The 13,688-nt window shown below is 39.3% G+C and carries 16 protein-coding genes and 1 CRISPR repeat array (1 of these 17 cut by a window edge); of the genes, 8 read left to right on the forward strand and 8 right to left on the reverse strand.

What is annotated here, in order from left to right:
- Positions 1–2,160: direct repeats of the CRISPR family, unit length 36 nt; unit sequence GTTTTAGAGCTGTGTTGTTTCGAATGGTTCCAAAAC; it begins 186 nt to the left of the window's first position.
- A 390-nt stretch (positions 2,161–2,550) separates the two neighbouring features.
- The 7 genes from QM406_RS01340 to QM406_RS01370 are packed head-to-tail and all read right to left on the reverse strand — an operon-like array spanning position 2,551 to position 5,380.
- Entirely contained in the window at positions 2,551–3,090 is a 540-nt protein-coding gene (locus tag QM406_RS01340; RefSeq protein WP_414273193.1) for a DUF3278 domain-containing protein, read from the reverse strand.
- A 12-nt stretch (positions 3,091–3,102) separates the two neighbouring features.
- Complete coding sequence (locus tag QM406_RS01345) at positions 3,103–3,444, reverse strand: hypothetical protein (RefSeq protein WP_049508169.1); 342 nt, start codon at positions 3,442–3,444, stop codon at positions 3,103–3,105.
- 10 nt (positions 3,445–3,454) lie between these two features.
- Positions 3,455–3,997 (reverse strand): DUF3278 domain-containing protein, encoded by a 543-nt coding sequence (locus tag QM406_RS01350; RefSeq protein WP_248035638.1) that lies wholly within the window; start codon positions 3,995–3,997, stop codon positions 3,455–3,457.
- Positions 3,998–4,023: 26 nt separating this feature from the next.
- Complete coding sequence (locus QM406_RS01355; RefSeq protein WP_248035642.1) at positions 4,024–4,359, reverse strand: hypothetical protein; 336 nt, start codon at positions 4,357–4,359, stop codon at positions 4,024–4,026.
- A gap of 10 nt (positions 4,360–4,369) precedes the next feature.
- Positions 4,370–4,618, reverse strand: a complete 249-nt coding sequence (locus QM406_RS01360; protein WP_248035645.1) for a hypothetical protein — start codon at positions 4,616–4,618, stop codon at positions 4,370–4,372.
- Between the two features lie 10 nt (positions 4,619–4,628).
- Positions 4,629–5,171 carry a DUF3278 domain-containing protein gene (locus QM406_RS01365; protein ID WP_414273194.1) on the reverse strand — a complete coding sequence of 181 codons (543 nt, stop codon included), beginning with the start codon at positions 5,169–5,171 and terminating at the stop codon, positions 4,629–4,631.
- Positions 5,172–5,185: 14 nt separating this feature from the next.
- The gene (locus QM406_RS01370; RefSeq protein ID WP_006152985.1) at positions 5,186–5,380 is read right to left on the reverse strand and encodes a helix-turn-helix transcriptional regulator; all 195 of its coding nucleotides are present in this window, start codon (positions 5,378–5,380) and stop codon (positions 5,186–5,188) included.
- A 208-nt stretch (positions 5,381–5,588) separates the two neighbouring features.
- Between QM406_RS01370 and QM406_RS01375 the strand changes: the two genes are divergently transcribed.
- Positions 5,589–6,422 carry a metallophosphoesterase family protein gene (locus QM406_RS01375; RefSeq protein ID WP_414273195.1) on the forward strand — a complete coding sequence of 278 codons (834 nt, stop codon included), beginning with the start codon at positions 5,589–5,591 and terminating at the stop codon, positions 6,420–6,422.
- Between the two features lie 217 nt (positions 6,423–6,639).
- On the opposite strand, the gene QM406_RS01380 is transcribed toward QM406_RS01375, so the two are convergent.
- Positions 6,640–7,422 carry an amino acid ABC transporter substrate-binding protein gene (locus QM406_RS01380; protein ID WP_248035735.1) on the reverse strand — a complete coding sequence of 261 codons (783 nt, stop codon included), beginning with the start codon at positions 7,420–7,422 and terminating at the stop codon, positions 6,640–6,642.
- Positions 7,423–7,658: 236 nt separating this feature from the next.
- Here QM406_RS01380 and QM406_RS01385 point away from each other — a divergent pair, with 236 nt between their 5' ends.
- From QM406_RS01385 to QM406_RS01415, 7 genes are all read left to right on the forward strand, one after another.
- Entirely contained in the window at positions 7,659–8,264 is a 606-nt protein-coding gene (locus QM406_RS01385; RefSeq protein ID WP_414273196.1) for a nitroreductase family protein, read from the forward strand.
- A 9-nt stretch (positions 8,265–8,273) separates the two neighbouring features.
- Positions 8,274–9,674, forward strand: coding sequence for a dipeptidase PepV (gene pepV, locus QM406_RS01390; protein ID WP_414273197.1), 1,401 nt, complete (start codon positions 8,274–8,276; stop codon positions 9,672–9,674).
- Positions 9,675–9,726: 52 nt separating this feature from the next.
- On the forward strand, positions 9,727–10,317 hold the full coding sequence (locus tag QM406_RS01395; RefSeq protein ID WP_414273198.1) for a uracil-DNA glycosylase family protein: 591 nt from the start codon (positions 9,727–9,729) through the stop codon (positions 10,315–10,317).
- Positions 10,314–10,595 (forward strand): rhodanese-like domain-containing protein, encoded by a 282-nt coding sequence (locus tag QM406_RS01400; RefSeq protein WP_049548374.1) that lies wholly within the window; start codon positions 10,314–10,316, stop codon positions 10,593–10,595. Before QM406_RS01395 ends, QM406_RS01400 begins: the two co-directional genes overlap by 4 nt.
- Before the next feature lie 164 nt (positions 10,596–10,759).
- Complete coding sequence (gene brnQ / locus QM406_RS01405) at positions 10,760–12,085, forward strand: branched-chain amino acid transport system II carrier protein (protein ID WP_414273199.1); 1,326 nt, start codon at positions 10,760–10,762, stop codon at positions 12,083–12,085.
- A 97-nt stretch (positions 12,086–12,182) separates the two neighbouring features.
- Positions 12,183–13,220, forward strand: a complete 1,038-nt coding sequence (locus tag QM406_RS01410) for a M42 family metallopeptidase (RefSeq protein WP_414273200.1) — start codon at positions 12,183–12,185, stop codon at positions 13,218–13,220.
- Position 13,221: 1 nt separating this feature from the next.
- Complete coding sequence (locus QM406_RS01415; RefSeq protein ID WP_153225196.1) at positions 13,222–13,683, forward strand: HIT family protein; 462 nt, start codon at positions 13,222–13,224, stop codon at positions 13,681–13,683.
- The last annotated feature ends 5 nt before the right edge of the window (positions 13,684–13,688 follow it).

Here is a 13,688-nt window from a genome sequence, read left to right on the forward strand (position 1 = left end):
TGCCAGCAACATGTTTTAGAGCTGTGTTGTTTCGAATGGTTCCAAAACGAATATTTCCCGAGCATGGACGGTATACGCGTTTTAGAGCTGTGTTGTTTCGAATGGTTCCAAAACCTTGCGCCTTGTCGCTTATTTAGAGAATGTGTTTTAGAGCTGTGTTGTTTCGAATGGTTCCAAAACGCCGTGGTTTTAAAACCATCAAAGAGGCCAGTTTTAGAGCTGTGTTGTTTCGAATGGTTCCAAAACCCCAAAACCCTTGAATAACCTCGTTGGCTAGTTTTAGAGCTGTGTTGTTTCGAATGGTTCCAAAACAAAAAGGAAAGTTTCATAAAAGAAACTTGCGTTTTAGAGCTGTGTTGTTTCGAATGGTTCCAAAACGTTGTTGGTTCTGATAAAGCTGTTTCCGTCGTTTTAGAGCTGTGTTGTTTCGAATGGTTCCAAAACGCTAAAATCAGAGTTAAAGCCCTCTTTTGGGTTTTAGAGCTGTGTTGTTTCGAATGGTTCCAAAACCAAGGCTTACGGCTGGGAGCGTTCGGGGTAGTTTTAGAGCTGTGTTGTTTCGAATGGTTCCAAAACCCTGATTTTCTCTGTTGGAAGATACCGCTTGTTTTAGAGCTGTGTTGTTTCGAATGGTTCCAAAACAGCGTAACGGGTCTATTGTAGTATCTGGACGTTTTAGAGCTGTGTTGTTTCGAATGGTTCCAAAACAGGAGACACGGGAGACAGACGGCTTGGAAAGTTTTAGAGCTGTGTTGTTTCGAATGGTTCCAAAACTGAAATCTGACTATCAGTGTCTTCGATTGCGTTTTAGAGCTGTGTTGTTTCGAATGGTTCCAAAACAGGAGTATCTTTTAACAGTTTCTGAAATCAGTTTTAGAGCTGTGTTGTTTCGAATGGTTCCAAAACGCAGTATCTTGAACTAGGGAGAACACTTTTGTTTTAGAGCTGTGTTGTTTCGAATGGTTCCAAAACTTTAGGTTTAGAGAGTGAAATTTACTACTTGTTTTAGAGCTGTGTTGTTTCGAATGGTTCCAAAACAACTTATTCCCTTGCTTATTCGCCGATACAGTTTTAGAGCTGTGTTGTTTCGAATGGTTCCAAAACGTGTTTCTTCTTCCATAACTACTTCTGAGAGTTTTAGAGCTGTGTTGTTTCGAATGGTTCCAAAACAGGAGACCTTGCTGATGCAGTGGACGACGCGTTTTAGAGCTGTGTTGTTTCGAATGGTTCCAAAACTTAACTCAATTTCATATCTGTACCAATCACGTTTTAGAGCTGTGTTGTTTCGAATGGTTCCAAAACAAAGTACCTTTTCAAAAGGTCCATTGATAAGTTTTAGAGCTGTGTTGTTTCGAATGGTTCCAAAACCATAAGTAGGAGATACACCAACAGCCCCAGGTTTTAGAGCTGTGTTGTTTCGAATGGTTCCAAAACTGATTCTTGCATAGTCTCTCCTTTAAAAATGTTTTAGAGCTGTGTTGTTTCGAATGGTTCCAAAACCTAACTACTCTTTGAGCAGTAACGCTCCTAGTTTTAGAGCTGTGTTGTTTCGAATGGTTCCAAAACATGTGATTAACTTTGAGACAAGGGAAAGTAGTTTTAGAGCTGTGTTGTTTCGAATGGTTCCAAAACGCCTATGGTTATTTACAAAGCTGATAACGCGTTTTAGAGCTGTGTTGTTTCGAATGGTTCCAAAACCATATCCTACAGAACGCTTTGAATATGTTAGTTTTAGAGCTGTGTTGTTTCGAATGGTTCCAAAACATAAATGACTTGATAGAGCTGTCATCGTTGGTTTTAGAGCTGTGTTGTTTCGAATGGTTCCAAAACCGTATCTGACATTAGTGGTCAATTTCTGTAGTTTTAGAGCTGTGTTGTTTCGAATGGTTCCAAAACATCCGACATTAAAGTTCCTGGAAGGCTTCAGTTTTAGAGCTGTGTTGTTTCGAATGGTTCCAAAACCATGTCTCGTAATGAGATTGCTAATCGTCAGTTTTAGAGCTGTGTTGTTTCGAATGGTTCCAAAACAACAACCATTTCTGTTATTGCTGGAGCAAAGTTTTAGAGCTGTGTTGTTTCGAATGGTTCCAAAACCTTTACCCTCTGTAGGCATATCAACAAATTGTTTTAGAGCTGTGTTGTTTCGAAAGATAGTAGAAGAGGGTTAGAGCTATTTTTAGGGCTTAAAAGAACTTTTTTGTAATATTTGAAATTTGCTTCTCATTTTACTTGATAATCTTTGTAAAATATAGTACAATTAATTCGTTGGAACTATTCGAAACAACACAGCAAAGTTAAAATAAGGCTTTGTCCGTATACAAACTTGAAAAAGTGAGCACCGATTCGGTTGCTAGAAAGTCATCTGTAAAGATGGCTTTTTTGTTTTGTAAAAGAAATGGGGTAAACTGTCTTTAAAATCATAAAAACGCATAATATCAGGAATTCAAAAAACTTGATGTTATGCGTTTTATCATGAAAACATTTACTGGGATTTTGCAATAAAGTGAGGTTTTTGCCAATCAGCTTATAAACTGTAATCCAAGCTTTCTCCTACTGTTCTTCATGTTCGGATAAAAAATAATAAGTCATAGTACCGAAGATTGTTCCTACTCCGAGTCCTACTAATAGGAAAAATGCGATCATTTTGAGTTCTAGAAACTGCAAGAAGAAATCTGTAATGGAGTGATTTTCAAGAAGTACTTTTTTGGAAAATAGGATAAATAAGTAGAGAGTTGGGATGCTAGTTCCAACTAACCAACTTCTTAACTTGATTTGACGCTTGCTGTAAGTGATTTGTGGAATCTCGGATTGATCATCATCTTCTAAGTGAAGCCCTCTAGTAGAATATCTTGCCTTGAGACTGAGGGTAAAAATCATCAAGAAGTAGAGATAGGGCATAGCCATTCGAACCATCTCTATAAAGCGTCCAAACAAAAGATAGAACAGGAAGAGAAAGAAGGAAGAGTAAAAGATTTGGACCATGGAACGGGCGCAAGCCTTATAGATGACCTCTTGACGGCATTCGTCAAAAGGCCCTTGTATATGAAAGAAATTTCGAACTAAGCGAGTGGTTAAGTCTTCTTTTTTCATGGTAGTGACCTCTTAATAACCTTGTTTTTGATTAGCTTCTTTAAAGAGTTGATAGAGAGTATAGAAGTAGACTAGACTAAAAACGATACAGATGGTTAGAAATAGGAGATATCTCCAATCCATAGAATTCGTTAACAGTTGTGGGAAAGATACGAGGATAAAGCAGAGAGATGCGTTTAAGAGGCGTATTTTTTTTGATGTGATTTTCTGAAATCTTTGTCCTTTGTTCAAGACAGGAAGGGCTAAGAGGAAGATGATTAGAAAAGGACGCGTAATTTGGCCATAAACTAGGAAAACTGTCATAAAGATACTGATCAAAATATGGCTGAGAATTAAAGTTTGTAGTGATTTCATAAGTTTCCTCCTAATCGTCGTCTTGATCTTCTCTAGCTTTTTGAATACGAAGAGTGATGACAATATGCACTGTTAATCCGAAAAAGAAGGCTGCAACGATGGTTGACAAGATACTTCTTGTATTCAAGAGAGCGGTAAGATAGTTTTTGCTATCATCCATTAGGATATTGAGAAGTGGCATTCCAAACAACATGGCTATTCCATAGCCAAGACCAGCTTTAAGACCAGGATTACGTAACTGTTTCTTTTCTTTCTGGTTCAACACGTCAGGATCAATAGAAGCAATACCAGTTTTTGTAGTTTGACTAGTGACATAGATAGCACAAACCATGGAAATTAGAAAGATAATGATTGGATATCCAAAAGCGACTACTTGGGGATATCTAAAAGCAAGGACAAAGGGAATAAGATTGCCTAAAGTCATGAGGTAAAAGAGAATCATAAAGATTTTATTTCCGATGTGCTCAGCTTCGCGCCGTTTGTGTTCATCAAGTGGCCCTGAAATGCCATAGATACGTTTGATTAGTTTTTCATAGAGGGGTTCTTTTTTCATGGGTAATTTCTCCTAAATGAACGATGTTATTTTGTTTCTTTTACGAATTGATAGAGATAATAAAGATAAGTAATAGAAGAAAGGATAGCGATAGTTAGCAATAGATAATATTTCCAATCGTTTGAAATAACCGTCAGTTGTGGTAAGGATAGAAAGGATAGAATCATAAAGAATAGTGCTAAGTTGAGTATGCGCGTTTTTTGGGAATCTATCTTTAGATAAGTCAGTCCTTTGTTGAGTGCTGGAACAAAGACAAGAACAAGGACTGTATCGTAGATGGGCAAGTTCCCTGAAACGATGATGAAGATGAGCAGTGAAGCAAACAAAAGATGATAGGTAAGTAAAGTTACTAGTGATTTCATAAGCTTTCTCCTAATCCTTATCTTGCTCTTTTTTAGCTCTTGCAATGCGAAGTGAGTCGACAATATGTATCATAACTCCGAAAAAGAAAGCTCCCAGTATAGTTTTAAAAATATGTTTTGTATTTAGAAGAGAACTGATAAAATTTGAATTTTCACTTGTTAGGGTATCAATGAGTGGAATTATAAAAAATATCACTGTTCCATAAATCGAACCTGCTTTTAGACCAGGATAACGTAACTGCTTCTTTTCTTTTTTCATGAGTTTCCTCCTAATCCTTATCCTGGTCTTCCTTGGCTTTTGCAATGCGACGGGAGATGATAATCTGTATGACCACTCCAAAGAAGACAGACTGGAGGATACTTGAAAAAATATTTTTAAAAGCGAGAAGAGACTGAAGATAGTCCTGACTCTCACCTAGCAGTATAAGGAGAAGAGGGGTTGAAAAAAAACTCATTAATCCATAGACTATCCCAGCTTTCAGACCAGGGTAATGTAGTTGCTTACTTTCTTTCTCAGTCAGCATATCTGGTTCGATAGTTGTAATCCCAGTTTTTTGCATTTGGTAGGTGACATAGCCAGCAGCGATGAGGGCAATCACTAAAATCAGAGGAGGATAGACTAGAGCCACTAGTTGAGGAAATTGATAGGCCAGAACAAGCGGAATAAGATTGCCGAAAATCATCAGATAAAAGAGAATCATAAAGACTTTATTTCCGATGCGGTCAGCTTCGCGCCGTTTGTATTCGTCCAGTGGATCAGAAATACCGTAAGTGCGTTTGATGAGCTTTTCAGTGAAGGTTTCTTTTTTCATTTTTCTTCTCCTTTTTAAAAATCATCCTCCCAAAAGAGACTGTTGAGGTCAGTTTGGAGGCTGCGGGCGAGATTGAGACAGAGTTCCAGAGTTGGATTGTACTTGTCGTTTTCAATCATATTAATGGTTTGTCTCGAGACACCAATATCCTTGGCAAGTTCGAGTTGGGACTTTCCCAGTTCCTTGCGGAATTCTTTTACGCGATTCATGCTTCCTCCTTTTTAGTTTATGTCACATATATTTGACTATAGTATATTCTTTTAAGAACATAATGTCAACTATTTTTGACATATTTTTAAAAGAATCTTGGTGATAATATTTCTATGTGAAAATCTTTTAGCGATTTTATGCTATAATGAAGAAAAATAAGAGTGAGTTGGATATCCTGAATGCTATCCAATAAAGAAAGAGCAGAAAATGAACCATAAGATTGCAATTTTATCAGACATTCACGGCAACACTACGGCCTTAGCTGGAGTGCTTGAGGATGCTAAAAATCTTGGTGCGACTGAATATTGGCTTTTGGGAGATATTTTTCTTCCTGGGCCGGGAGCAAATGACTTGGTGGCTCTTTTGAAAGACCTTCCCATTGCAGCATCCGTTCGAGGCAACTGGGATGATTGTGTCTTAGAGGCTTTAGATGGACAATATGGTTTAGAGGATCCCCAAGAAATTCAGCTTCTCAGGATGACCCAATATCTGATGGAGGACCTAAAGCCAGAGTATATTGATTGGTTGAGAAAGCTACCTATGGTAGCCAAGAAAGAAGTCGATGGCTTGCGCTTTTCTCTTTCTCATAATTTGCCTGAGAAAAATTATGGTGGTGATTTGCTGGTTGAAAATAATACCGAAAAATTTGACCAGCTACTTGATGAAACTAATGATGTAGCCGTCTATGGGCATGTCCATAAACAACTTCTACGTTACGGTAGTCAAGGTCAACAAATCATCAATCCAGGTTCGATTGGTATGCCTTATTTTAATTGGGAAGGGCTGAAAAATCACCGAGCCCAGTATGCCTTACTTGAGGTTGAAAATGGTGAATTGGTCAATATCCAATTTCGTAAGGTTGCCTATGATTATGAAGCAGAGCTAGAATCAGCCAAGACCAAAGGTCTTCCTTTTATCGAAATGTATGAAGAATTACGACGTGAGGACAACTATCAAGGACATAATAGGGAATTACTTGCTAGCCTAAATGAAAAGCATGGCTATGTGGAGGATGTGAAGAATTATTTTGATTTTTTGTAAGAGTTGCTTTAATGAACAGATACTAAATAAAGAGTCTGGGACAAAAGTCCTAGCCTCTTTTTGATGTTGGATTGTCGAGCAAGACGCAGTGGTTGAGTGGGCTCAACTACGCTGATTTCATCAGCTTTTACAGCCCTACTCAACTGTGCGGAGGTGGGACGACGAAATCGAATTCTAACGAATTACCGATTTCTGTCCCACTCTCTTTTAATATTTCTTATTGTAATTGAGATTGATCTGGTAGGTAAGAACCACCGAGATAGGTTTTGCTGAGTTTTTCAAGGGTTCCATCTTGGTAGAGTTCTTTAAGAACCTTGTCAAATTGGTCTTTAAATTCTTTTTGGTCACTTGAAAAGATGATGTAATTGTTTGGATTGTCATTGCTTTCCAAGTCAACTACGTTCAAGTCTAAAACTCGGTCTTGGATAATTTTTTGAACAGAGATTTTATCAAAGATTAGGAAATCAAATTCGCCATTTGCGAGGTCAGTCAGACGTTTAGCGACATCTTCACCAGAGTATTGGATGGTAGCAGGATTGTCTGAATGGCTTTGATTCCAGTCCGCAACAACCTTGGCAGTAGAAGTTCCAGTATCATCCTGGGTTGTTTTACCAGCGATGTCTTGCAGAGAAGTAAGAGCTTTGTCTTTTCTGCTTACAAGCACCAAAGGATTTTTAGCGATAGGTAGGGAGTAGAGGTATTTGGCTGCTCTCTCTTTGGTATAGCTCAAGTTGTTGGCAGCAGCTTGGTAACGGCCAGCATCCACTCCAGGGAAGATACTTTCCCAAGCTGTTTTTTGAAATTCAATCTTGTATTGATCCAGTTTTTCATCGACCGCTTTTAAAACTTCAACATCATATCCAGTTAGGCTACCATCTTTTTCAAAGTCAAAAGGTGGGATGTCTCCGGCAGTTGCTACGACAATGGTTTTAGGACTAGCAGTGGAAGTTGAAGTACTTTCTTGTTTAGATTGTCCACAGGCGACCAACAAGGGACTAATGGCTAATCATAAGAATAATTTTTTCATAAGATAATGGTGTCTAGCTTACCAGACAATCAATCAGATATCTAATATATATTTTTTATGGAAGTGATAGAGAAATATTATAATTTCCAGTTTTGTAGTAAACAACTCAAGTAAGAAAAAGATAATTTGTTTCACCAATGAAAAATCTCTGCAAGCTCTTTCAGAATGTGGTAAAATGGAAGCAATAGAAATAGAAAAGGAAATCAATTATGAAATTTCTTGAGTTAAATAAAAAACGTCATGCGACCAAGCATTTTATTGATAAACCTGTCGATCCGAAGGATGTTCGTACAGCTATTGAAATCGCAACCTTGGCACCAAGTGCCCACAACAGTCAGCCTTGGAAATTTGTCGTGGTTCGTGAGAAAAATGCTGAACTAGCAAAATTAGCTTACGGTTCAAACTTTGAGCAAGTAGCGTCTGCACCTGTAACCATTGCCTTGTTTACAGATACAGACTTAGCCAAACGTGCTCGCAAGATTGCCCGTGTTGGTGGAGCAAAGAACTTCTCAGAAGAACAACTTCAGTACTTTATGAAAAATCTTCCAGCAGAGTTTGCGCGTTACAGCGACCAACAAGTTAGTGACTACTTGGCTCTTAATGCTGGACTTGTTGCTATGAACTTGGTCCTTGCTTTGACTGACCAAGGAATCGGATCAAACATTATCCTTGGTTTTGACAAATCAAAAGTCAATGAAGTCTTGGAAATCGAAGAACGCTTCCGTCCAGAGCTCTTGATTACAGTGGGATACACAGATGAGAAGTTGGAACCAAGCTACCGCTTGCCAGTAGATGAAATTATCGAAAAAAGATAGGAAGAAAAAATGACAGTTATTGATTTTACAGCAGAAGTAGAAAAACGTAAAGAAGACCTCTTGGCTGACTTGTTTAGCCTTTTGAAAATCAACTCAGAACGTGATGACAGTAAGGCTGATGCGCAGCATCCTTTTGGTCCTGGACCAGTAAAAGCCTTGGAGAAATTCCTTGAAATCGCAGACCGTGATGGTTACCCAACAAAAAATGTTGATAACTATGCAGGACATTTTGAGTTTGGTGAAGGGGAAGAAGTTCTCGGTATCTTTGCCCACATGGACGTGGTGCCAGCAGGTAGCGGATGGGACACTGATCCTTATACTCCAACCATCAAGGATGGTCGTCTCTATGCGCGTGGTGCTTCAGATGACAAGGGTCCTACAACTGCTTGTTACTATGGTTTGAAAATCATCAAAGAGCTTGGTCTTCCAACTTCTAAGAAAGTCCGCTTCATCGTGGGAACAGACGAAGAATCAGGCTGGGCAGATATGGACTACTACTTTGAGCATGTAGGACTTGCGAAGCCAGACTTTGGTTTCTCTCCAGATGCTGAATTCCCTATTATTAATGGTGAAAAAGGAAATATCACAGAATACCTCCACTTTGCTGGTGAAAACAAGGGTGAAGCTCGTCTTCACAGCTTCACAGGTGGTTTGCGTGAAAATATGGTGCCAGAATCAGCAACAGCTGTTGTTTCAGGTGACTTGGCTGATTTGCAAGCGAAACTAGATGCCTTTGTTGCAGAGCACAAGCTTAGAGGAGAAATTCAAGAAGAGAACGGCAAGTACAAGGTTACGATTATCGGTAAATCTGCTCACGGTGCTATGCCTGCTTCAGGTGTCAATGGTGCAACTTACCTTGCTCTCTTCCTCAGCCAGTTTGCTTTTGAAGGACCTGCAAAAGACTTCCTTGACATTGCTGGTAAGATTCTCTTGAATGACCATGAAGGCAAAAACTTGAAAGTGGCTCATGTGGATGAAAAGATGGGTGCCCTTTCTATGAATGCTGGTGTCTTCCGTTTTGATGAAACAAGTGCTGACAATACCATTGCCCTTAACTTCCGTTATCCAAAAGGAACAAGTCCAGAGCAAATCAAATCAGTTCTTGAAAACTTGCCTGTTGCTTCAGTTAGCCTTTCTGAACATGGGCACACTCCTCACTATGTGCCAATGGAAGACCCACTCGTTCAAACCTTGTTGAATGTTTATGAAAAACAAACAGGTCTTAAAGGTCACGAACAAGTCATCGGTGGTGGAACATTTGGACGTTTGTTAGAGCGTGGTGTCGCTTACGGTGCTATGTTCCCAGATTCTATCGATACTATGCACCAAGCCAACGAATTTATTGCCTTGGATGATCTCTTCCGTGCAGCAGCCATCTACGCTGAAGCTATCTATGAATTGATCAAATAATGATATAGAAGTCTGAGATTTAATGCTTAGACTTCTTTTTGGAGGGAAACAGATGTCTCAAATCGAAAGAATCAAGCAAGCTATTATGGCGGATCCACAGAATGCCGGCTATACTGAGCAAGGCATCGAGCCACTCTTTGCAGCACCAAAAACTGCTCGAATCAATATCATTGGGCAGGCACCTGGTCTCAAAACTCAAGAAGCAGGACTTTACTGGAAGGATAAAAGTGGGGATCGCTTGCGAGAATGGTTGGGTGTGGATGAAGATACGTTTTATAACTCAGGTTACTTTGCTGTCATGCCTATGGATTTCTACTTTCCAGGTCATGGAAAATCGGGTGACCTGCCACCTCGTCCAGGTTTTGCAGAAAAATGGCATCCGGAACTCTTGAAGGAATTACCAGATATTCAATTAACACTCTTGATTGGTCAGTATGCCCAAGCCTACTATCTACATGAGAAGGTCAGTGGCAAGGTGACAGACCGTGTGCATCGATTTAAAGATTATTTGCCTGATTATTTCCCTCTGGTACACCCATCACCACGTAATCAAATTTGGATGAAAAAAAATCCTTGGTTTGAGGAAGAAGTGGTTCCAGATTTGAAAAAAAGAATTAAAACTATTTTAGGAGAAAAAGAATGAACGAAATTACTTTTGACGATTTTTATCAGTTTTATCAGAAAGAGTCGCTTTCTGTATTAGATGTGAGAGAAGTAGAGGAATTTGAGACTCTTCATTTAGAAGGCGCTCGTAATTTACCTCTCAGCCAATTAGCTGATACTTATAAACAACTAGATAAAGATAATCTTTACTACGTGATTTGTAAATCAGGAATGCGTTCAGCACGTGCCTACCAATTTTTAGCAGAACAAGGCTATGAGGTTGTCAATGTCCAAGGTGGCATGGATGCCTTAGAATAAGAAAATCTCCCTTTGAGACCGAAAATAAGAAAGGTTTTAAAGGGAGTTTATTTGTTCTAAAAATCAGAAAATTGAAAACATTTTAAAATTATTTCGAGATAGCCTTTTCAAGCCTTTAATCATGTTATACTAAGAAAGTATTTTATTTTTAATAAGGAGAGTTTATGGCTAAAAAAGGTGCTTTAACAGGATTACTCCTGTTTGGAATATTTTTTGGAGCAGGTAACTTGATTTTCCCTCCAACTCTAGGCGCACAGTCTGGAGAAAACTTTCTTCCTGCCATTGCAGGATTTGTATTTTCGGGTGTTGGGATTGCCGTCCTAACCTTGATCATTGGTACCCTTAATCCTAAGGGTTATATCTATGAAATTTCTAAGAAAATTTCTCCATGGTTTGCGACAATTTATCTTGCAGCTTTGTACTTGTCGATTGGTCCATTCTTTGCCATTCCACGTACAGCAACGACATCATTTGAAGTTGGTATTAGTCCGCTATTAGATCAAGCAGATAAAGGTTTAGGTTTGATTGTCTTCACCATTCTATACTTTGTAGCTGCCTACCTAATTTCGCTGAATCCTTCAAAAATCTTGGATCGTATTGGTCGAGTCTTGACTCCAGTTTTTGCCATCTTAATTGTTATTCTGGTCATCCTTGGAGCTTTAAAGTATGCTGGGAACGCACCACAAGCAGCTTCAGGAGCTTATCAAGCTTCCGCCTTTGGAGCTGGTTTCTTAGAAGGATACAATACACTTGACGCGCTTGCTTCGGTTGCCTTCAGTGTTATTGCAGTACAAACCTTGAAACAACTTGGTTTTTCAAACAAGAAAGAGTACATTTCAACCATTTGGGTTGTTGGAATCGTTGTAGCACTCGGATTTAGTGCTCTCTACATCGGTCTAGGTTTCTTGGGCAATCATTTCCCAGTAACAGAAGAAGCAATGAAGAGCGGAACTCCGGGAGTTTATATCTTGTCTCAAGCGACTCAAGAAATCTTTGGTTCTACTGCTCAGCTTTTCCTAGCGGCTATGGTAACCGTTACTTGCTTTACAACGACTGTAGGGTTGATTGTATCAACTGCCGAGTTCTTTAACGGACGTTTCCCACAAGTCAGCTACAAGGTTTATGCGACTGTCTTTACCTTGATTGGTTTTGCTATTGCAAATCTTGGTTTGAGTGCTATTATTAAGTACTCTGTACCAGTTCTCGTTATTTTGTACCCAATTACGATTGCCATTGTCATGATTGTGATTGTGAACAAGTTTGTTGCTCTTTCAAAACCAGGAATGCAATTAACCGTTGGTATTGTCACAGCCATTGCTATTGCAAGTGTTTTAGGATCTACTTTTAAAGTTGAGGCCCTTGCAAATATTGTGAACGCTCTACCATTTGCTAAGGCTTCATTGCCATGGTTAGTACCAGCTATTATCGGAATTCTACTTTCTCTTGTTCTTCCAAATAAACAAGAAAGTGAAGCTTTTGAAATGGAATAATCACTAAAATCACTTTTGTAGCTAAGTCTACAGGAGTGATTTTCTTTTTTTATCCGATGATAAATGTGTTATAATAGGTAGCAAAAGAGGTGAAGAAATGAATCAAACTGTAGAATATATCAAAGAACTAACTGCTATTGCGTCACCAACAGGTTTTACGCGTGAAATTACGAATTATTTGGTTGAGACTCTTGAAAAACTAGGTTATCAACCAATCCGTACTGCCAAAGGTGGTGTCAACGTTACTGTCAAAGGTAAAAATGACGAGCAACAGCGTTATGTAACTGCCCATGTGGATACTCTGGGAGCTATCGTCCGTGCTGTTAAACCAGACGGTCGTCTCAAGATGGATCGTATCGGTGGTTTTCCTTGGAACATGATTGAAGGAGAAAACTGTACCGTTCATGTAGCTAGCACAGGTAAAACCGTATCAGGTACGATTTTGATCCACCAAACTTCTTGTCACGTTTACAAAGATGCGGGAACAGCGGAACGTACACAGGACAATATGGAAGTGCGTTTGGATGAAAAAGTTACCAACGAAAAAGAAACACGCGCACTCGGTATCGAAGTTGGAGACTTTATTAGTTTTGACCCACGAACTGTCGTGACTGAGACAGGTTTTATCAAATCTCGTCATTTGGATGATAAGGTCAGTGCAGCTATTCTCCTCAATCTCCTTAAAGTTTATAAGGAAGAAGGAGTTGAACTTCCCGTCACTACGCATTTTGCCTTTTCAGTCTTTGAAGAAGTGGGACATGGTGCTAACTCAAGCATCCCTAGTCAAGTTGTCGAATATCTAGCGGTAGATATGGGAGCAATGGGAGATGACCAGCAGACGGATGAGTACACAGTGTCAATCTGTGTCAAAGATGCTTCAGGTCCTTATCACTATGAATTCCGTCAACACTTGGTGGCCTTGGCAAAAGAGCAGGATATTCCATTTAAACTCGATATCTATCCATTTTATGGTTCAGATGCTTCTGCAGCTATGTCAGCTGGAGCAGAAGTCAAACACGCTCTTCTAGGAGCGGGTATCGAGTCTAGTCACTCTTATGAGCGTACTCATATCGATTCTGTAGTTGCTACTGAGCGTATGGTGGATGCTTACCTCAATAGTGGATTGGTAGACTAAGATGTGCCTCATCTGTCAACGAATTGAATTGATTAAGGCGGGGGAAAATCCCTATTTTGTAAAAGAACTGGAAACAGGCTATGTTGTTATTGGTGATCATCAGTATTTTGAAGGTTACACTCTGTTTTTAGCCAAGGAACATGTCACAGAATTACATCATCTACCTCCAAGTGTTAAACTTCGTTTTTTAGAGGAAATGAGTCTGGTTCAGGAAGCAGTTTCTAAAGCTTTTTCTGCTGAAAAAATGAATGTAGAGTTATTGGGAAATGGAGATGCACATGCTCACTGGCATATTTTCCCCAGACGAGAGGGTGATATGAAGGGACACGGTCTTAATGGTCGTGGTCCAGTTTGGTGGGTTCCTTGGGAAGAAATGGCAGCAGAAGATTGCCAAGCGCAACCGAAACAATTAGAAAACTTAATCCAAACTTTATCTGTTGAATTGGATAAAGTTATCATATGAAAGGA

This window comes from Streptococcus infantis (assembly GCF_047465035.1).
Classification (GTDB): Bacteria; Bacillota; Bacilli; order Lactobacillales; family Streptococcaceae; genus Streptococcus; species Streptococcus infantis_T.